Annotated in this window: 16 protein-coding genes; 9 read left to right on the forward strand and 7 right to left on the reverse strand. The window is 71.7% G+C overall.

Annotation, left to right across the window (positions count from 1 at the left end):
• The 4 genes from CHC09_RS43100 to CHC09_RS43120 all read right to left on the reverse strand — a co-directional run bounded on the left by CHC09_RS43100 (position 1) and on the right by CHC09_RS43120 (position 4,942).
• On the reverse strand, positions 1-1,440 hold the full coding sequence (locus tag CHC09_RS43100) for a pyridoxal phosphate-dependent decarboxylase family protein (RefSeq protein ID WP_089299063.1): 1,440 nt from the start codon (positions 1,438-1,440) through the stop codon (positions 1-3).
• Positions 1,441-1,960: 520 nt separating this feature from the next.
• Positions 1,961-3,751 (reverse strand): CocE/NonD family hydrolase, encoded by a 1,791-nt coding sequence (locus tag CHC09_RS43110; protein ID WP_089299064.1) that lies wholly within the window; start codon positions 3,749-3,751, stop codon positions 1,961-1,963.
• Positions 3,752-3,895: 144 nt separating this feature from the next.
• Positions 3,896-4,273 carry an NAD-dependent epimerase/dehydratase family protein gene (locus tag CHC09_RS43115; protein ID WP_089299065.1) on the reverse strand — a complete coding sequence of 126 codons (378 nt, stop codon included), beginning with the start codon at positions 4,271-4,273 and terminating at the stop codon, positions 3,896-3,898.
• A gap of 240 nt (positions 4,274-4,513) precedes the next feature.
• Positions 4,514-4,942: a PPOX class F420-dependent oxidoreductase gene (locus CHC09_RS43120; protein WP_089299077.1), complete on the reverse strand. Its 429-nt coding sequence runs from the start codon at positions 4,940-4,942 to the stop codon at positions 4,514-4,516.
• Between the two features lie 117 nt (positions 4,943-5,059).
• Between CHC09_RS43120 and CHC09_RS43125 the strand changes: the two genes are divergently transcribed.
• The 4 genes from CHC09_RS43125 to CHC09_RS43140 all read left to right on the forward strand — a co-directional run bounded on the left by CHC09_RS43125 (position 5,060) and on the right by CHC09_RS43140 (position 7,568).
• On the forward strand, positions 5,060-5,701 hold the full coding sequence (locus CHC09_RS43125; RefSeq protein ID WP_089299066.1) for a hypothetical protein: 642 nt from the start codon (positions 5,060-5,062) through the stop codon (positions 5,699-5,701).
• 44 nt (positions 5,702-5,745) lie between these two features.
• The gene (locus CHC09_RS43130) at positions 5,746-6,123 is read left to right on the forward strand and encodes an ArsC/Spx/MgsR family protein (protein ID WP_089299067.1); all 378 of its coding nucleotides are present in this window, start codon (positions 5,746-5,748) and stop codon (positions 6,121-6,123) included.
• 141 nt (positions 6,124-6,264) lie between these two features.
• Complete coding sequence (locus CHC09_RS43135; RefSeq protein ID WP_089299068.1) at positions 6,265-7,071, forward strand: SAM-dependent methyltransferase; 807 nt, start codon at positions 6,265-6,267, stop codon at positions 7,069-7,071.
• A gap of 200 nt (positions 7,072-7,271) precedes the next feature.
• A complete protein-coding gene (locus CHC09_RS43140; protein ID WP_089299069.1) occupies positions 7,272-7,568 on the forward strand; it encodes a hypothetical protein in 297 nt (98 codons plus the stop codon).
• 96 nt (positions 7,569-7,664) lie between these two features.
• On the opposite strand, the gene CHC09_RS43145 is transcribed toward CHC09_RS43140, so the two are convergent.
• Together CHC09_RS43145 and CHC09_RS43150 are read right to left on the reverse strand one after the other, a co-directional pair.
• Positions 7,665-7,967: a hypothetical protein gene (locus tag CHC09_RS43145; protein ID WP_089299070.1), complete on the reverse strand. Its 303-nt coding sequence runs from the start codon at positions 7,965-7,967 to the stop codon at positions 7,665-7,667.
• A gap of 110 nt (positions 7,968-8,077) precedes the next feature.
• Positions 8,078-10,435, reverse strand: coding sequence for an Hsp70 family protein (locus CHC09_RS43150; protein WP_179277540.1), 2,358 nt, complete (start codon positions 10,433-10,435; stop codon positions 8,078-8,080).
• A gap of 170 nt (positions 10,436-10,605) precedes the next feature.
• On the opposite strand from CHC09_RS43150, the gene CHC09_RS43155 reads away from it, so the two are divergent.
• From CHC09_RS43155 to CHC09_RS43170, 5 genes are read left to right on the forward strand one after another with little or no spacing between them, the layout of a single operon-like run.
• Positions 10,606-10,896 (forward strand): hypothetical protein, encoded by a 291-nt coding sequence (locus CHC09_RS43155; protein ID WP_089299072.1) that lies wholly within the window; start codon positions 10,606-10,608, stop codon positions 10,894-10,896.
• A 27-nt stretch (positions 10,897-10,923) separates the two neighbouring features.
• Positions 10,924-11,508, forward strand: a complete 585-nt coding sequence (locus tag CHC09_RS45945) for a hypothetical protein (protein ID WP_143232920.1) — start codon at positions 10,924-10,926, stop codon at positions 11,506-11,508.
• On the forward strand, positions 11,505-12,326 hold the full coding sequence (locus tag CHC09_RS45950) for a nucleotide exchange factor GrpE (RefSeq protein ID WP_143232921.1): 822 nt from the start codon (positions 11,505-11,507) through the stop codon (positions 12,324-12,326). The genes CHC09_RS45945 and CHC09_RS45950 overlap by 4 nt, the downstream gene beginning before the upstream one ends.
• Positions 12,323-14,074 carry a dynamin family protein gene (locus CHC09_RS43165; protein ID WP_089299074.1) on the forward strand — a complete coding sequence of 584 codons (1,752 nt, stop codon included), beginning with the start codon at positions 12,323-12,325 and terminating at the stop codon, positions 14,072-14,074. Before CHC09_RS45950 ends, CHC09_RS43165 begins: the two co-directional genes overlap by 4 nt.
• Positions 14,071-15,957, forward strand: coding sequence for a dynamin family protein (locus CHC09_RS43170; protein ID WP_089299075.1), 1,887 nt, complete (start codon positions 14,071-14,073; stop codon positions 15,955-15,957). The genes CHC09_RS43165 and CHC09_RS43170 overlap by 4 nt, the downstream gene beginning before the upstream one ends.
• A 12-nt stretch (positions 15,958-15,969) precedes the next feature.
• On the opposite strand, the gene CHC09_RS43175 is transcribed toward CHC09_RS43170, so the two are convergent.
• Positions 15,970-17,865, reverse strand: coding sequence for a glycoside hydrolase family 5 protein (locus CHC09_RS43175; protein WP_239138908.1), 1,896 nt, complete (start codon positions 17,863-17,865; stop codon positions 15,970-15,972).
• Between the last annotated feature and the right edge of the window lie 161 nt (positions 17,866-18,026).

Here is an 18,026-nt window from a genome sequence, read left to right on the forward strand (position 1 = left end):
CTACGCGGGAAGGTCGGCGCGGGTCTCGGAAATGATGATATCGAGCGCTTCGTCGATGCGATCCCGGTGTGTGCGGTGGGAGACCACGCACACCCGCAGGGTGTAACGGTCGTCGATGACGGTGCTGGAGAGCAGGACCCGCTGGTGGCCGTTGATCCGGTCCAGGAGCCGGTAGCCCGCCGCGTCGGCCAGTTCGGCGGCCCGCCGGCTGCAGTCGGTGGGCCGGTAGCGGAAAGCCACGGTGGTCAGATCCGGCTGTTGCAGTACTTCCAGCTCCGCGACCTCGGACAACACCTCGTAAACTCGCTCGGCCAGGTCCAGCTTCTCGTCCAGCGCGTCGCGGAAGGCGTCCACCCCGTGCAGATGCAGCGGGAGCCAGGCACGAAGGCCACGGACCTCGCGGGACAACTCGGGCCCGAGCTGTCCCGCGTCGAGAATCGTGTCGTCCGAATCCGAGTCCTGAAGGTAACTGCCGGTGCCGCCGTACGCCGCGTGCAGGGCGGCGAGGTCGCGCACGACCAGCGCTCCGGTGCCGAACGGCATGAACAGGGCCTTGTGCGGGTCCAGTGTGATCGAGTCGCCTTCCTGGAGGCCGGCAAGGCGTTGCCGGCCACGTGCGGTGAGACGGAAGAAGCCACCGTAGGCGGCGTCGATGTGGAACCACAGATCTTCCCGACGGGCCAGCTCAGCCAGGCGAACCAGCGGATCGACGGTGCCGGTGTCGGTGGTGCCGGCGGTGGCCACCAGCAGGAACGGCCGCAGCCCGGCTTCCCGGTCCGCGCGGATCATCGCTGCCGCGGCCGCGGGGTCCATGCGAAGGTCCGCGGTGTGCGGCACGATACGGATCTGGGCGGCGCGGATGCCGGCCAGGCGGGCGGCTTTGGCCACCGAATAGTGGGCGAACGTCGTGATGTACACGGTGCCCCGGGCGAGATCCTCGCCGAGCTTGTGGTGGCGGGCGGCGACCGTCGCGGTGAACGTGGCCATCGATCCTCCGCTGGTGAGCAGCCCGCCGCTGCCCTTGGCGAGGCCGCAGACGTCGTGGGCCATCCAGCGGATCACGCTGGTCTCCAAGGCGGCCATGGCCGGTGCTATCGAGGTCAGGCCCCCGTAGCGGTTGACGGCCCGGTTGTAGAGCTCGGCGAGTGCGGCGGTGTAGAGGCCGCTGCCTGGGATGAAGGCCAGGTGGCCGGGGCCGGCGGTCTCCAGAGCGCAGTCGGCGGCCGTATCCAGACGACCGAGCAGGGCCGACAGATCGCTGCCTTGAGCGGGTGGTGGCGCCAGTAAGGCGTGCACCAGTTCGGCTTCGGCCTGATCGGTCAGCGAAATGCTTGCGGGCCGCTCCGCCAGGCGTTCGGTCCGCTCGACCACCCGATCGAGGACCAGACGCCCCATCTCGATCATCTCGGCGCGATCCGGCTCCAAAGAGAGGTTTCGCATGAGTCTTCCGATCGCTCAGAGGGACATATGAACGAAGAATCCGGAATATCGCCCGGAGCCCACGATCAGAATGCGCCGCTGAGCGCAGTACGGGATGACCAAACAGCAAGGATTTGCCAGTCATGATGCCGCCGGGGCAGCCGACCGGGCGGCGGCCGCCGGTGACCCGATCGGATCGGCGACGGCCGGGGCGTACCCGATGAAGCCCTCGGCTCAGCGGCCTCGTCCCCTCAGGCCGGGCGGTTCGGTGAGCGGGATCTCGATGCTGATCGGCTGCGCCTCGGACAGGAACAGCGGCGCGGCAGCTCGTTGACCCGGGGCACGTCGCCGCGCTCGATCAGCGAGGCGACCAGCGGGTCGGCCTCCTCGTCCCACACCCATCACGGATCGGCACCGGCGCCGTGGCGGACCACGTCCACAGCGGACGTGGCGGCAGCTGCGCGACCTGGCCCGCCGTTACCTCATCCCGATGCTGGACCCCGCCGATCGGGTCGAAGGACCGATCGGCGGGGTCCGGTCCTCAGTGCCGGTCGCGCAGGGCGAGCGGGAACGTTCCCGCGCCGACGTCGGTGATCGTCCGGGTGTACTGCCGCAGATAGGTGTCGAGGAACGGCGACCGGTCACCCTGGGTCGGCACGTCGAACCGGGGGTTCTGCAGGGCGAGCCCCAGCCGCGCCCGGGTCACCTCGATCGTGTTGCCGCTCGGGGTGTCGCGCCAGCTCCCGCTGCCGATCGTGCCGAGCTGGACCCCGAGCTGGTGACCGGCCTCGAAGGTCCAGTCGGTGGACTTGAGGTCGAACGCGACCCGGCCGGCCCGTTGGATCAGGGCCACGTTCTCGTCGAACATCACCGCGGTCCCGTCCGGCGCGACGTCCCACAACCGCACCATGACGTTGCCCGGCGCGCTCGCGTTCAACGTGATCCGCGGCGTGGCGGTGACGCGCAGCCGGGACTTCGCCGGCGTGGACCAGCTGTAGTAGCTGCTCGCGTCCCCGGCCGCCGACAGCGGCGTGACACGCAGCGCGGCGGGCGGGGCGGGATCCGCGGCGTGCTCCATGTCCCACTGCTGACCGGCGGGGGCGGCGAGCGCCGAGGCGGCGCCGTCGTCCACGTACCGACCGTCCGGCAGCTTCGCCGTGGTGTACGACGACGCCACCGGCCAGGTCGGCTGAGCACGCCAGACGCCGGTGTTGTCCTCGACGGCGTAGGCCGGGTCGTGAACCGTCGGCCGGATCCCCTTCAGGTAGTGGTCGTAGAAGCGCATGACCTCGTCGAAGAAGCCGGCCCGGCCCTGCAGCAGCTGGCCCTGACCGTTCGTCTCGTTGCCGCGGACGTGCTCCCACTGGCCCAGCCAGCCCCGCTCGACACCGTGGTGGTTGCCCAAGTACTCCTGCATGTCCTCGGGCTTGGTGTTGTTCTCGATGAAGCCCTGGGTGACGAAGAGCGGGGTGCTCGTGCCCTTCGCCCGCGCCGCGAGGTCGCGGGCGCGCCAGTAGGCGGAGCCCGCGTCGGGGTTGTTGTTGTTCGTCAGGTTGTCGGAGAGACACTCGGGGTGGCTCGCCTCGTAGGCGGCGTTGGCCCGGTAGCGGTCGGTGTCGTCGGCGAGCTGCGCCAGCGTGGCGATGCCGTTGTAGGCGTTCGGGGTGCCGGTCACGTTGGGCCGGGGAACCGCGTTGCTGAACAGGTAGTTGTACATGTCCCAGACCGGCTCCTGGGCCACCACGGCCTTCAGCGCCCCGAGACGCAGGTTGTTGCCGACGAGGCCGGTCACGGCGTCATAGGACTTGCCGTACATGCCGACCTTCCCCGTCGACCAGGGCTGGGTCGCCGCCCACTGGATCGCGGCGCGCACGTCCGCCTGCTCGCCCGGGCCCACCCAGTCGAGGCAGCCGGTGCTCCCACCGAAGCCGCGCAGATCGACCATGACGTACGTGTAGCCGCGGGCGAAGAGTCCGGTGCCGGTGGTGAAGTCCGCGAACCGGGAGGACGGGCCGGTTCGGGTCCAGCCCTCCGGCCCCACCTGACCCGAGTGCCCGAAGTACGGGCCGACGGCGAGGATCACCGGCGTCCTGGCCCGGGACGGAAGGTTCGCCGGCCGTAGGACGTCGGCGTGGAGCTCGACACCGCTGTGATCGGCGGACGGGAAGTACGCCTCGGTCCAGACCGCGCCCTCCGGTACGCGGGGATTCTCCTCGTGGGTGACGCCCGGCACCGGCGACGCGGTGGCGGCGGTCGCCGTGCCACCCACCGCGAGAGTCGCAATCGTGATCAGCGCGCCGGCGGCGGCCGCCGTCCGTCTGCGTATTCCCATCTGACCCCCCAGACAATAGACCGACATCTCTGTCGGCCCTGACGCTAGCGCGCCGATGTCCTGTTTGGAGAGACGCTGGGCCGGTGAGTTGACGACAGCCGTCGATCCGTGACGACCGGGTCCTCGCCCGGGCCCGCGATGGGCTCAGGAAAGCGTGGCGAAGCCCTCCCGCCAGGTCGGATACTTCGGCTGCCACCCGAGTTTCATGCGGCTCAGGGTGTTGTCGGCACCGCGCTGCCACCCCGCTCGCCCCTCGGCCACCGCGGGCCGGGGAACACCCAGCACCTGCGCGAAGACCGGGGCCCACGCGCGCGCCGGGGCCGGCTCGTCATCGACGATGTTGTACGTCCCGGTGGGCCAGTGCAGCGCCGCGACCGCGGCGAGGGCGGCGTCCTCGACATGGACGAACGACGTGACGGCGTCGGTGGCCGTGAAGCCGCTCTCCTCGAACTGCCCGCCGACCCGGCCCCGGGCGGTACCAGGTGCCCGGGCCGTAGAAGGTTCCGTAACGCAACACGACATGCTCACTCACCTCGGCGGCCCGGGTCTCGAGCGCGTGCACGCCGCCGACGGTCTCATCGCGCGGGGCGTCGGCGGACAGGTCGAGCGGTACATCCTCGGACGCCGGGACGTCGCCCGGCTCGTACGCCCAGGAGATGGACTGGACCACCAGCCGTCGTACGCCCGCCGCCTTCGCCGCGTCGACGAGGTTGCGGGTGCCCTCCCGGTCTCCTCTCTCTGGCCAGGTCCCGTGGCTCGAAGTCAGTCGGAGACGCCGGTGTACGCGACGACGCGCTCGATGCGCAGTCGCACCAGCAGTTCGCCCTCGACGGCGTTGCGCGCGCCGAACCGCTCGGCGAGTTCGGCACCCATGTACCGCTCCGCGATCCGGGTGGACCACGGCCGCATCTCGTCAAGATCGGTGTGCAGCGTGACCCGGCCGGTCACCGTCACGAACGCGTACGGCGCCACCTCCTCGTCGACGCAGAGCGCCGCCCGCCCGTCGCGCGCCAGGCTGCGCCCCTTCACCGAGCCCGCGCCGGTGTTGAACACCAGATCGGCACCGTCGAGCACGAACCACACCGGCACCACGTGCGGGGCGCCGTCGGCGCGCACCGTGGCCAGCTTCCCGGTCCGGGTGCCGGCACCGAGGAACTCCCGCCACTGCGCCTCACTCATTGAACTCGCCATGCCCGGATTCTGCCCGTCCGGGACGGCCGGTCGCCGCACCGGCCCGCCGGAACACCTCCCGGCGTACCTCGTCCGGTTCCGGCCAATGGAGGATCCGAAAGTGCCTAGCCTGGCCTGGTGACACTGCTCAACTTGATCGGCTGGATCGGCTCGGCGCTGGTGGTCCTGTCCCTGCTGCAGAGCCGGCTGCTGCGGCTACGGGTGCTCAACCTCGCCGGCTGCGCGGTGGTGTTCGGCTTCAACGTGGTCATTCCCAACTGGCCGATGGCCGTGCTCAACGCCGCGCTCGCGTTGATCAACGGCTGGCACCTGTGGCGGATGCTGGCCACCCGGCACGACGACCGGACGTACGAGGTGGTCGAGGTTCCCGCCGACGACGCGTTTCTCACCCACTTCCTGCGGTTCCACGGCAAGGACGTCAGCCGGTCCCACCCCCGGTTCACCGGGGATTCGGCCGCCCACCCCGGCAGCACCGCGTTCCTGCTGGTCAACGGGGACGAGGCGGTCGGCGCGATGCAGTTCCACAGCGTCGGCGACGGGGTGGCCCAGGTCGACCTCGACTATGTGAAGCCGCGCTACCAGGATCTGACGCCGGGCGAGTTCGTCTTCCGCGGGAGCCGGTACTTCGCCGACCATGGCTACCACACCGTGATCACGCCGCCCGGCATGCTCAAGCCGTACTACGGCCGTCTGGGTTTCAAGCGCCAGGGCGAGTCGTACGTCTGGGAGCTCCCGGACGACCAGCGCCGGCCCCGATGACCGGGGGCCCGGAGCCCGGCTGAGCCGCGTGAGAGGGTGAGCGGATGGAGATCTGGATCAACCCGGAGTGCTCGAAGTGCCAGTCGGCGCTGTCGATCCTCGACGCCGAGCGGGCGCAGTACACGGTGCGTCACTACCTGGAGGATCCGCCGACGGTGCCGGAGCTGACCGAGGTGCTCGCCCGGCTGGATCTGGAGCCCTGGCACGTCACCCGGCTGGGTGAGCCGGTGGCGGCGGAGCTCGGGCTGGCGGACTGGCCCCGGGACGCGGCGACACGGTCGCGCTGGATCGAGACGCTGGCCGCGCATCCGGCGCTGATCCAGCGGCCGATCATCACGGCTGACGACGGCACGGCGACCGTCGCCCGTACCCCCGAGGCGGTCCGGTCGGCGCTGGCCCCGCCCGAGGATCCTAAGGCGTAAGGCCGCCGATCACCGCCCTACCGGGTGGATGGCCGCACCCGATCGTGGGACTGCTGTCCGATGTGGATCTGTCGAGCGGGCGGCGTATGCTTCGCGCCAACCACGAAGCCACCGCGAAGGCCATCGACGGGAGCCGTAACCATGACCGAGAGTGACGCCGCCCCCAAACTCGACACCAGCGTGCCGCACTCGGCGCGGGTGTGGAACTACTGGCTGGGCGGCAAGGACAACTTCCCGGTGGACCGCGCGGTCGGTGACGACTTCGCGAACCTCTACCCGGACATCACCGTGGTGGCACGGCACTCGCGGGCGTTCCTGAAGCGGGCTGTCACCTTCCTGGTGAAGGACGCCGGCATCCGGCAGTTCCTGGACATCGGCACCGGCATGCCGACCGCGGAGAACACGCACCAGGTGGCGCAGGCCGCGGCCGCCGACACGAAGATTGTCTACGTCGACAACGACCCCCTCGTCCTGGTGCACGCGCGGGCGCTGCTGACCAGCACTCCCGAGGGCAGGACCGACTACGTCGACGCCAACCTGCACGAGCCGGCGAAGATCATCGAGGCGGCCGGCGCGACCCTCGACCTGAAGCAGCCGGTCGGCCTGATCCTGATGAACATCCTCGGCCACGTGCCCGACATCGATCAGGCGATCAGCATCGTCCGCGAGCTGCTGGCGGCGCTGCCGTCGGGCAGCTACCTCCTCACCGCCGACGGCACGAACGTGATCGACGGGCCGGCGTTCGAGGAGGCGATCGGGGTGTGGAACGCGAACGCGCCCCTCACCTATCACCTGCGGCGTCCCGACGAGATCGCCCGCTACCTCGACGGCCTGGAGGTCCTCGAGCCGGGCCTGGTCCCGTGCTCGAAGTGGCGCCCCGCGCCGGACGCCGCCGGCGAGGACCTGCGCGAGGTCGACGAGTTCGGCGCGGTCGCACGCAAGCCCTGACGACGGCGTGGCGGGCGCCGGGACCATTCGAGGATCCGCGGCGCCCCCGGCATTTCGGTATTCAGCGGTCAACGCGGAGGGTGCAAATCCGTTCGAGTTCAGCGCGTCATTCGATCGGGCTCATTGCGGGCCCGTACGGTCCCGAAAAGGGTGTTGGCTGGTAACTTCGGAGCCATAATTCGGATATTCGGGAGGCGCGGATGGGCTTCGTTCAAATCATCGAGTACGAGACCGAGCAGCCGGATGAGATGCAGGCTCTCGGAGATTCCAGAATTGCCCAGTTGGGTGATGCCCCGGAGGGATTCCGACTCACCGTCACCCAGGATCGGGAGAATCCGAAACGCTTCGTGACCATCGTCGAATTCGCGTCGTACGAGGTGGCTATGGCGAATAGTGAATCGCCCGAGGTCGACGAATTCGCCCGGCAGATGGCGGCGCTCTGCTCGAACGGCCCCCGTTTTCACAACCTCGACGTGAAGCGGTCCGTGCCGGCGTGACTCGGCCGTCGGGGCCCGGCGATGAGCCTGGCCCCGACGGTGAGCGCGAGCGGAGCGCCGCCCCGGGGAGAACGGCGCTCCACGATCAATGCGATTCTAGAATTCGCCGGGTGCGTCGATTTTTCGATAGCTGGAGATCTCCGGTGCGCTCTGGACACCGGCGGCCTGCATCACCTTCGGAATGTCCGGCTGGCTCTCGAAGAATTTCTGGAATGTCACCTCGTCGGGCCACTCGTCGATCACGATGACCTCGCCTTCACCGGCAGCGAAACTATGCCGGATCGCGCCGGCAGCCTGCCCGGCACTGGAAATGCCTTCCATTAATTCCGCGTTGGCGTTGGCGAACTGTTCGAGGGCGGTCGGGTCGGCCTGGAAACGCATGACGATAATGACGGACACGTGACCTCCAAAAGCTTTCCGTTAGCCCTATCCTATGCCTTTCCCGCCTTATTGGATGAAGTTCACTATCGTGGGTGAACAGGTCAAATTGATCGACCCGGCAGGCCGGGTCAGGTCAGGCGGACCAGGGAGGGCAGGGCCGCCGGAGCGGCACCCGCCGGGTCGAGCGCCGCGTGCAGGCAGAGCAGGCCGGACGGGACCCGGACCACCGGCTCCGCCCAGCCCGTGGTGGTGGCCAGCTCCGTCACCCCGGTCGCGGTGACGTGCAGGAGCTGGGTCGAACCGGGCTTACGGAAGCAGGCCACGAGCAGACCGTCGCCGTCGATCGCGACGCGCGGGCGCTCCTGCGGATAGGTCGAGGTCAGATGGCCACGCAGGACGGTCTGCGGCTCGGCGAGGAGGGTGTGCAGGGCCCCGTCGCGGTAGACGCCGATCCAGAGACCGCGCGACGGAAGCACCTGCTCCATGCCGATGGCGTAGGCCTGCGCGCCGGCGACGAACCAGCGCAGCGCGCCGGTGCCGGGCCGGGCGGCCAGCAGACGACCGGTGTCGGGGGTGTCCCCGGCCAGCAGACCCGCGCTGGTCGACATGAGCCAGTTCCCCCGCCACAACTGGACCTGGTGCAGCCAGTCGCCGTCGCGTCGCAGGGTCCGGGTGATCCCGCCGCCGGCGTCGATGGTGAGCACTTCCTGCCAGGTCTTCAGGCCGGCGTGGCGGCCGCCCAGCAGGCCGCCCGGCCGGTTGCGGGAGGCACCGAGCGGCGCCTTGCTGGTGAACCTGCCGACGATCGCCAGGCAGCTGGGCTCATCGCCGGTCGGCGCCGGCGGCGACCCGGAGGGGCTGTCCTGGTCGATCAGCCGGCGCTGCCTGTTGTCCTCGTTGAGCAGCCACCGGGCGGAACGCTCCAGCCGGTAGCGGGCCTCGATGTCGGTCACCAGCCCGCGGCTCAGGTCGACGGTGAGGTAGCTGGCGGCGCCGAACTCGCCCCAGGGCAGGCCCACCCGGTTGTCCGCCGGGGTCGCCGCCGCGTTCAGGAAAACCCAGCCGGCCGTACCCGCGGCCACCACCGTGGGGCGTTGCCGGGACGGGAGCGGCCGGGTCGCCCGGATCACCAGGTCCGGACTGAACGTGTGCACCTGCGTGCCGGTCGTGTGGTCGGCGACGAGCAGCCCGGCGTCGGTGGCCGTCCAGCTGAGGATCTCGCCGATGTCGATCGACCGGTCGGGGCGCAGCTCGGCCGGGTCGACGCGGTGCAGTCGGTGCCCGTCGGGACGGCACCAAACGTACAGACCCGAGGCGGTGGCCCGGGTCTCGACGACGTTGTCCAGGATCGTCTCGGGTGTCGCCGGGGCCGTGGGTACGGCGGTGGGCGCGGCGACGGCCGCGGGGCCGCTGTCGCGGGCGGCCAGCCGGGCCGCGCCCAGAGCGACGACGATCTTCGGGTCGTCGAAGGTGTGCACCTGTCCGGGGTAGTGCTCCCGCAGCGCCTGCTGGACCAGCGGCATCCGGCTGGCGCCGCCGGTCAGATAGACGCCGGCGACCTGACCGGCCTCGTCGCCGGCCGCCTGGATCGTGCCGCGCAGGATCTCCACGGTACGGGCGATGTCGGTGCCGACCATCTCCTCCAGCTCGGCACGACTGACCCGGACGTCGGTGTCGGCGTCGCCGATGTAGTGGCTGGTCTCCTCCAGCTCGGAGAGCATCTCCTTGGCCAGCCGCGCCTCGGCCAGCAGGTTCTCCGCGGCGGTGAGCCAGCGCCGCTCGTGGCTGCCGCTCACCTGGGCCCACCACTCCGGCGCCGTCTCGGCGAGCTGACGGCCGAAGTGCGCGTAGACCCGGCTGTCGAACGCCTCGCCGCCGATGTCGTCGTCGCCACCGGGCTTGCCGAGGACCTCGTAACCCTGCCGGTCGGAGCGCAGCACGGCCGCGTCGAAGGTGCCGCCACCGAGGTCGTAGACGGCGACCAGCCGGCCGGCGCCCGCCGGGCCCGGCCGGGTGCCGTAGTGCACGGCCGCCGCCACCGGCTCCTCGACCAGGCGCAACTCGGCGTCCGGCACGACCGTGCGGGCGGCGGCGCGCAGCACCGAGCGCCGCTCGTCGTCCCAGGCGACCGGGTGGGTGAGCACCACCGAGGCCGGGTGCACGTCGTCGAACCGGGCGCGCCCCTCGGTGACGAACAGCTCCAGCAGCGCGGCCATGGCGTCCTGGGCGGTCACCGGGTGGCCGCCGAGCAGCATCGGGCCGCGTCCTACGTACCGCTTGGGGTTGCGTTCGGCCCGGTCCGGGGCCCGGGCGACCAGGCGGTGGGCGAGACTGCCGGCGACCAGCCGGCCCGTGTCGTCCAGGACCACAGTGGACGGGACCCGTCGCTCCCGGCCGATCTCGAGGACCTCCGCGCGATCACCGGACACCACCGCGGCCGCCGAGAAACTGGTTCCCAGATCGACGCCGAGCCCCCACCACGACACCTTCGCCTCCCCCGCTGCCTTCCGCGCCGATGGCGGCATCATGTCAGCTCGGCGGAGACCCATAGAAATCATTCACCCGTTCCGGGGAGACGCATTTCGGGGATCAATTCACGGCCTTAGGATGTCCCGAAACGATACTTGGCTCCTGCATATCTGCCGCGGAGAGGTTAATGGATCGATCGACCGAGCCCGGAGAGGAGCAGGCGAGTCCGGTGCTGCCTTTCGGGGCCTCCGCCACCACCGCCTCCGGCTGGAGCGCCTCCGCAGGCCCGGGCGCGCCCCAGCCGGGGCGGCGGATGCGCCCGCGACGGCAGACCGTGACCCTGATCTTCGTGATGGCGTTGCTGGCCGCATTCGGGTTGACCATGACGGTGTTGTATGTCAGCGCCTCGGACGACCTCGAATATCAAATCGAGCGGACAGATTACTACCAGGAGCAATATTGGAATTGTGACGACTGAAGATCGACGACAATTGGCGGAGAAATGATGGAGACGACACACATCGAATGGTTTGACTCCGACGGGGACGGCTACCACGAGACCACCCTGCTGGACGCCGACACCGACGGATACACCGATCTCCAACTGACCGACCTCGACCACGACGGCACGGCCGACACCGTGCTCGGGGACGTCGACGCCGACGGGACGGCGGATTTCGCGTACGGCACCCTCGTCGCGGACCAGCCGGCGCAGCCACCCTTCCCGGCCGCCGCCACCGGGCCCTTCCCGGTCCCGGGCGTCAGCTCCGACACCCAGGCCCTGATGGACAGCCTGAACTCGCAGATGTCGGACGCCTCCACCATCTACCACTCGGCGATCGACCCGGGCTCGGTCTCGGCCGGCGATGTCGCCGCGGCCACCGAACGCATCGACAACGCGTCCCGGATGACGGGCGCGCTCGAAGGCTACGTCGCCGCTCAGGAGATCACGAACGACGTACGCGCCGACGAGATCGACCGGAGCGCGATGGAGAGCGCCCAGGAGACCGCCACCACCACCTGGATCGAATCCGAGCGGGCCGCGAACGCCGCGGACTGGGCGGTCTGGGAGAGCGAGAAGGCTCTGTGAGATTGCACGGGCCGGGCCCGAAAGGCCCGGCCACGCGCCTCGGCGCGCTCCTGGTGGGCATCCTGCTGCTGGGCCTGACGTTTCCCCGGACGGCGTCCGCCGAATCGCCGCCGGCCCCGCTGACCACGCTGACCACGCTGAAGCCGAAGTCGGCCGCGCCCAGGCCGAAGCCGGCCGCGACCACGCGAAAGCCGAGGCCGAAACCGGCTGTGACCTCGTCCCGGGCACCGTCCCCGGTCCTCTCCCCTCCCCCGGCGCCGGCCACCGGCTCGGGCCGGAGCCGGCTGGCCGGCGCCCTCCTGGCCGGAGTGCCGCTGACGGCCGCCGTTGCCGCCGGCGCGCTGCTCTGGCGGCGCCGCCGCGGCGCCCAGGCCCCGTTCCCCGGCCACGACACCGGCTGGTCCACGGTCTCCTCGGGACCGCCCACGCCCCCGGCCCCGCCCACCGCCGACCTCGTCGCCGCGCTGTCGGCGGTGGCCGACAGCGGCCGCAGCGCCGCCCTCACCGAGCAGATCCGGCGGCTGCTCGCCGGAGCACCGGATCGGGCCACCCTGGTCCAGGCCGCCATCCGGCACCACGACCAGTTGGCCGGGCCGGACCCGGGCCTCGCCGGCCGGCTGCTGGCCGGTCTGCACGCGACCGGTGTCCAGCCGATCGTGCCGGACGACGAGCCCTTCGATCCGCGGTGGCACGAGGCCGTCGACACGGTCGCCACCACCGACCCCGGACTGCGCGACCGGGTGGCCGAGACGGTGCGCTGCGGCTACCGCGACGGGGCCGTCGTCCTGCGGATCCCGCGCGTGGTGATCTACCGGTGACGGCCACCTCCGAGCTGGCCGCCCTCTGCGCCACGACCAGCGCCCGGCTCACCGAACCGAGCCTGGCCGACCGGGTCCGCGCCGTCGCCCGGCAGCTCGACGCGCCCCTCGAGATCGCCGTCGCCGGCGCGGTGAGCAGCGGCAAGTCCACGATGGTGAACGCGCTGCTGGGGATCCGGATCGCGGCTGTCGACGCGGGCGAGTGCACCCGGATCGTCACCCGGTACGGCTACAGCGCCGACCACGGCAGCGTCGAGGTGCAGCCCCGCCGGGGCCGGGTTCGCGCGCTGCGCCTGGACGGCGACGGCCGGCTGCCACGGGAGCTGGGCCTGCCGGCCGAGGAGATCCGCGCGGTCCGGGTCGGACTCGACCTGCCACTGCTGCGGAACCTGACGATCGTCGACACGCCGGGCATCGACACCGTCGCCGTGGACAACGAGGCCGCCGCCCGGCGGATGGTGTTCGGCACCGACGGTGCGGGCCGGGCCCAGGCGCTCGTCTACGTGCTGCGGCAACTGCGGCGCTTCGACTCCGACACGCTCGCCGAGTTCCGGGCGCTCTCCGCCACCTGCGGCCTGAGCGGGGCGAACACCCTGGTGGTGCTGAGCCAGATCGACCGGCGCGGTGACGCCGGGGATCCCTGGCCGGTGGCGCGGCGGCTCGCGGCGAACGCCCAGGACCGGATCAGGCTCAGCGCGTACGACGTGGTGCCGGTGGTCGGCCTGATCGCCGAGACCGCGCTGACCCGCGCCCTGTCCGGGGCCGACCTGGCCGCGCTGGGCGAACTGGCCCGTCTCGACCCGCTCGACCTCGACGACGCGCTGCTCGACCTCACCACCTTCCGCGACACCGCCGACCTGCCGGTCACCGTCGAGACCCGCCGCCGGCTCGTCGACCGGCTGCACCGGTACGGGCTGCTCGTCGCCGTGCGACTGCTGCGCGCCCGGCCCACGGCCGGTCTCGACGACCTCTACCGGGAGCTGCTCGCCCACTCGGGCTTCGGCGCGATGACCGGGGACGCCGGCATCGGGCACTTCCTGCACCACGCCGAGCACCTCAAGTGCTTCGCCGCCCTCGCCGACCTGCGCCGGATCAGCCGCCTGCCGTGCACCGCGGCGGACCGTCCCGCGCTGGACACGCTCGCCACGGCCGTCGACGCCCACCACCCCGGCAGCCCTCTGCACCAGCTACGGATCTTCGCCGCGGTCGACGCCGCCGCCCGGGGCGCCCTGCCGCTCGACGACGACCTGACCACGGCCCTGCTGCGACTCGCCCGGCACGACGATCCGGCGCGCCGGCTCGGTCTCGACCCCGGCACGGCACCGGCCGGGATCGCCGCGGCGGCCCGGGCTGCGGCCGCGTGCTGGCGGACCCGGATGAGCCTGGCCGGGCCGGTCGGTGGCACCGCCCACCGGGCGGTCCAGGACGTCCTGGCGCTCCTCGAGGAGCTGGCGCGGGAAGCCCCGTCGCCCGTGGCGGTGGATCCCGCGACGGTCGAGCCGGTTCTGGACTCCCCGGCGCTGCCCGCCGAGCATCGCAAGGCCCTGGCCGACCTGCTCGCCGGCGCCACCGCCGCGGCCCAGGTCGGCGCCGCCGCGAACGCGCCCGCCGCCGAGGTGACCCGCCGGGCCGGGGCCCTGGCCGCGAGGTTCCGCGCCCTCCTGCACGGCCGCCCGTTGCCGACCGCCGAGCGGCGGGCCGTCACCGTGGCCCGCGACGCCTACGAAACGATCGGGACCGCACCATGACGATCGTCTCCGCCATCCTCGCCCACGCCAACGAGGTCCACGAGCTGGCCCGGCGCGGCGGCCGTTCGGACCTGGCGGACGCCCTGCGCGAGGACGCCGGCCGCTGGCAGGACGGCCTGACCACGGTGGTGGTCGCCGGCGCGCAGAAACGCGGCAAGAGCACCATGCTCAACGCGCTCGTCGGCCGCCCCGGGTTGCTGCCGGTCGACGCCGACGTCGCCACCCGCACCTACCTGGCCCTGTGCCCGGGTCCACGGCTGAGCGCGACGGTACTGCGCGACGGCGGCACTCGGCGCGAGCCGATCGACCCGGGCGACATCGACCGGTACGCCTCGGTCTGGGCCGACCGGGCCACCGTCCGCGACGTCACCGGTGTCGAGATCACCACCGACCACCCGGTCCTGACCGGTCTGCGACTGCTCGACACCCCGGGCGTGGACGGCCTCGATCTCGGGCACAAGCACACCACCATGGCGGTGTTGCGGACCGCCGACGCGCTGCTCCTCACGATCAGCGCCGAGGACGAGCCGGTCCTGCGCCATGAACTGGAGTTCCTGGCCGAGGCGGCCGAGCGGCTGAACGCGGTGGCGTTCGTGCTCACCAAGACCGACAGCTCGGCGAACTGGCGGGAGCTGCTGCGCGAGAACCAGCGGCGGGTCGCCGAGCACGTCGCGCGCAACGACCCCGACGGCCGGCTCGGCCGGCTGCTGACCGCCCCGTGGTTCCCGGTCAGTGCCCGCCTGCTCGAGGCGGCCGCGGCCCGCCGGACGGCCGGGCAGCAGGAGCGCGCGGACGACCTGCGGGCCCGCAGCGGATTCGACGATCTGGTCCGGTACCTGCGTTCCTGCGTCGGCCGCCGGGAGCTGCTGCGCGCCGCCACGGTCCTGACCACCGCCGGCTCGGCGCTCCGGGCGCTGCGCGAGACGCTCACCCAGGAGGTCACCGCCCTCGGCGAGCAGCAGGACGTGGCCCGAGCCGAGCAGGACAGCCTCAACCAGCGGCTGATCGCCCGCCAGCGGTTCGCCACCGAGCACCAGTTCCTCGGCCGCGAGACCGGCATGCTGGCGCGCGGCCGGCTGGAGGCGATCCGCCGCGACTACGAGCGGCAGATCGAGAACCTGAGCAGTCGCGCCGAGACCGAGCGTTACCTCGCCGAACTGCCGGAGAGCCTCGAGCTGTCCATCATGGCCGCCCGCGCCGAGATCATCGACCAGGCGCGGGCGCGCTTCACCGCGACCCTGCCGGAGCTGCTGAACGCCCTCGGCTTGGAGCCGATCGAGCTGCGCGGCGGTGCGGTACGAACCCCCAGCGCCGAGGTCACCCGCCCGGACGTCGAGCTGGCCACCGCGCCCCGGCTGGATCTCCTCCGCGACGGCATACCCGCGGTGTCCATGGGTGGCAGCCTCGGCATGCTGCTCTTCCACGTCGGCGCCGGGGTGGCCGGTGCCGGCTGGCTCGGGCCGGCTGCGGTGATCGCCGGCCCGGCGCTGGCCATCGCCGTCGTCGCCCGCCGCCGGCGGCTGGAACAGGTCGCCCGGGACAAGAGCGCGCTGAAGCGCGCGGTGCTGGAGATGGCCAACGCCGCCGGGGCCGAGATCGCGTTGACCGTGGAACGTACGGTCGCCGACTGGTGGCAGGCGGTCAACGGGGTCGTCGACGAGGCGCTGGCGCGCCGCCGGGCCGACCTCGCTCGCCGCCGCGGCGGTGCGGCGGGGAGCCCGGCGCAGCGGGCCGCCGCGGAACGGGCGGCGCGTGAGCAGCTGGTGGAGGCGGAGCGGCTGCACGACCGGCAACAGACGCTGACCGAGCAGATCCGGGCGGCACCAGCACGGGACCCGGCCACGTCCGACAGGCTGGGTCCGGTGGTGGTGCCGCCCGGATAGCGGCCCGGCGGGCTAGGGAAGGCGGCGGCAGTACAGCGCGTCCGGGGTGCGGGACGAGCCGAACCGGCCGGTGTAGGCGATGCCGGCGGCGGCCTCGTCGTCGGCGCACTGGCCCTTGTAGTGACCGGTGGCGAAGTCGCCGCCGGCGGCACCGGCCGGCCGGTTGTCGGAGCGGTCGAACCACACCGTGCGGCCGTTGCCCGAGGTCGCGACGGTCACCGTCGCGCAGAACGCGCTCGAGACCTTGGCACCGCGCACGGCGTACCCGGTGAGCAGCGAACCGGCCGGGCACTGCAGCTTGGTGTAGCCCGACGCCCAGTCGGCGGTGACGAACCGCTCGTCGGTGACGACCTGGTAGGCAGGCGCGGCGGGCCACCGGCCCGCGACGTTCAGGTCGGTGCAGAGTCCCCGGTTGCCGGTGTGGCTGAGGCCGGCGAGCCGCTGACCGTCCGGGCAGACCGCCTTGCGGGCGCCACGGTCGAAGTCGGGCAGGTCCCGCACGCGCGACGACTGGATGAAGTCGCCGTGGTCGGGGCTCAGCATCGACCAGCGGGGCACCTCCTCGACATACCCGCTGCGGCCGGAGGCGACCAGCCGGGTCCAGGCGTCGGCCCGCCAGTCGCCACCGTCCGACGGGCCGGTACGCCGCCCGGCCCGATCCCAGTAGAGCAGCGCCCAGCCGTTGACGCCGCGGTTCTCCGCCCAGCCGACCGCCGGCCAGTAGGCGAAGTCCGCGTCGGCCTGAATGAGATGGTCGGTGAAGCGGGCGAACCAGTCCCGCTGCCTCGTCCCGGCCGCCGCGTTGCCGTCCACGCCGAACTCGCTGATCCACACGGGCGCGGTGAAGTGCCGGCCGGACTCGGCGGTCACGAAGAACGCGTCCCGGTACAGCACGGCGCGCAGCTCGTCGGGGCTCAGGTCGCCGTACCGCGGGTCGCTGGTCTCGCCGATCCCGCTGGCGCCGCTGTGGTTCGGGCCGGTGTAGTCGTAGAAGTGGGCCGAGTAGACCAGTTTGCCGGACACCACGAGGGTGTGCGACAGGTCCCGTACCGGCCGCAGCGTGGGGCGCTCGTGCGGAAGGCCGTCGACCGGCAGACCGGTCCAGTTGATGCCCTCGACGATGATCAGCAGGTTCGGGTTCGCCTCGCGCAGGATCCGGTCGCCGAGGTGCTGGGACGCGGCGAACCAGTCGTGGTCGTCGCCCAGGCCCCAGTTCGGGTCGTCCCAGACCGAGCGGCGCACCTCGTTGTAGAGGTCCGCGCCGACCACCCGGGGGTTGTCCCGGTAGCGCCGGACGATCGAGAGCCAGTTCTCCTCCCACTCGGACACGGACTGGCTCGCGTTCCAACGCTCGTTGCCGTCGACCCCGCAGCACCAGCGCGTGGTGTTGGTGTGGTTGTTGAGGATCACCGCGAGGCCGGCGCCGGTGAGCGCGGCGACGACCTCGTCGTACACCTGCAGTGGGGTGCGGCCCCGCAGCTGGGGGTTGGCGCCGACGGCGGCGTCGGTCACCGGCCGGCTGTCGCGCAGCATCTCGTCGGAGAACGGCAGCCGCACGCTGTTCAGACCGATGTCCCGGAAACCGGCGACGATCTCGGTGAGTGGTGCCCGGTCCAGCCCGAGTGGGGTCCGCCCCGCGTTCTCACCGGCGTGGTGGTTGGCGTCGACTGCGTCGTCACCGGAGCCGTTCCAGGTGCCGCTCGCGCCGTGCCAGTTGCCGGACCGCAGCTTGAACCGGTTGCCGTTGGCGTCGACGATGTAGCGGCCGCGGGTGCTCAGCGGTGCCACCCAGTCGGTGCTCGCCGAGGTGGCAGTGGTCGCGGCTGCCGCGGGCGTTCCCGGCGGCGTCAGCACGGCGATGAGCAGAAATGCCAGCGGAAGACGCACGGCCAGACGCAAGACGATCACCTCATTTAATTGGTAACTGTCTATACCATGCGGCCTGAGGCCGGCACCAGGCGGCACCGGTCGGGCGACGGAAAAATAACCGGACGTTTCCTCAAGTACGGCAACCGGGTGGCACCCGCTTGGGTCCCCCGGCCGCTCCGCGCGCCTTGGAATCTCTTTCC

The sequence above is a fragment of the Actinoplanes regularis genome (assembly GCF_900188005.1).
GTDB lineage: Bacteria > Actinomycetota > Actinomycetes > Mycobacteriales > Micromonosporaceae > Actinoplanes > Actinoplanes regularis.

Coding starts and splice junctions, on each gene's coding strand:
- CHC09_RS45945 (WP_143232920.1), top strand. CDS start 10,924: ATGGAGACGACACACATCGAATGGTTTGACTCCGACGGGGACGGCTAC.
- CHC09_RS43100 (WP_089299063.1), bottom strand. CDS start 1,440: ATGCGAAACCTCTCTTTGGAGCCGGATCGCGCCGAGATGATCGAGATG.
- CHC09_RS43120 (WP_089299077.1), bottom strand. CDS start 4,942: ATGGCGAGTTCAATGAGTGAGGCGCAGTGGCGGGAGTTCCTCGGTGCC.
- CHC09_RS43140 (WP_089299069.1), top strand. CDS start 7,272: ATGGGCTTCGTTCAAATCATCGAGTACGAGACCGAGCAGCCGGATGAG.
- CHC09_RS43130 (WP_089299067.1), top strand. CDS start 5,746: ATGGAGATCTGGATCAACCCGGAGTGCTCGAAGTGCCAGTCGGCGCTG.
- CHC09_RS43135 (WP_089299068.1), top strand. CDS start 6,265: ATGACCGAGAGTGACGCCGCCCCCAAACTCGACACCAGCGTGCCGCAC.
- CHC09_RS43170 (WP_089299075.1), top strand. CDS start 14,071: ATGACGATCGTCTCCGCCATCCTCGCCCACGCCAACGAGGTCCACGAG.
- CHC09_RS43115 (WP_089299065.1), bottom strand. CDS start 4,273: ATGTCGTGTTGCGTTACGGAACCTTCTACGGCCCGGGCACCTGGTACC.
- CHC09_RS43110 (WP_089299064.1), bottom strand. CDS start 3,751: ATGGGAATACGCAGACGGACGGCGGCCGCCGCCGGCGCGCTGATCACG.
- CHC09_RS43155 (WP_089299072.1), top strand. CDS start 10,606: ATGGATCGATCGACCGAGCCCGGAGAGGAGCAGGCGAGTCCGGTGCTG.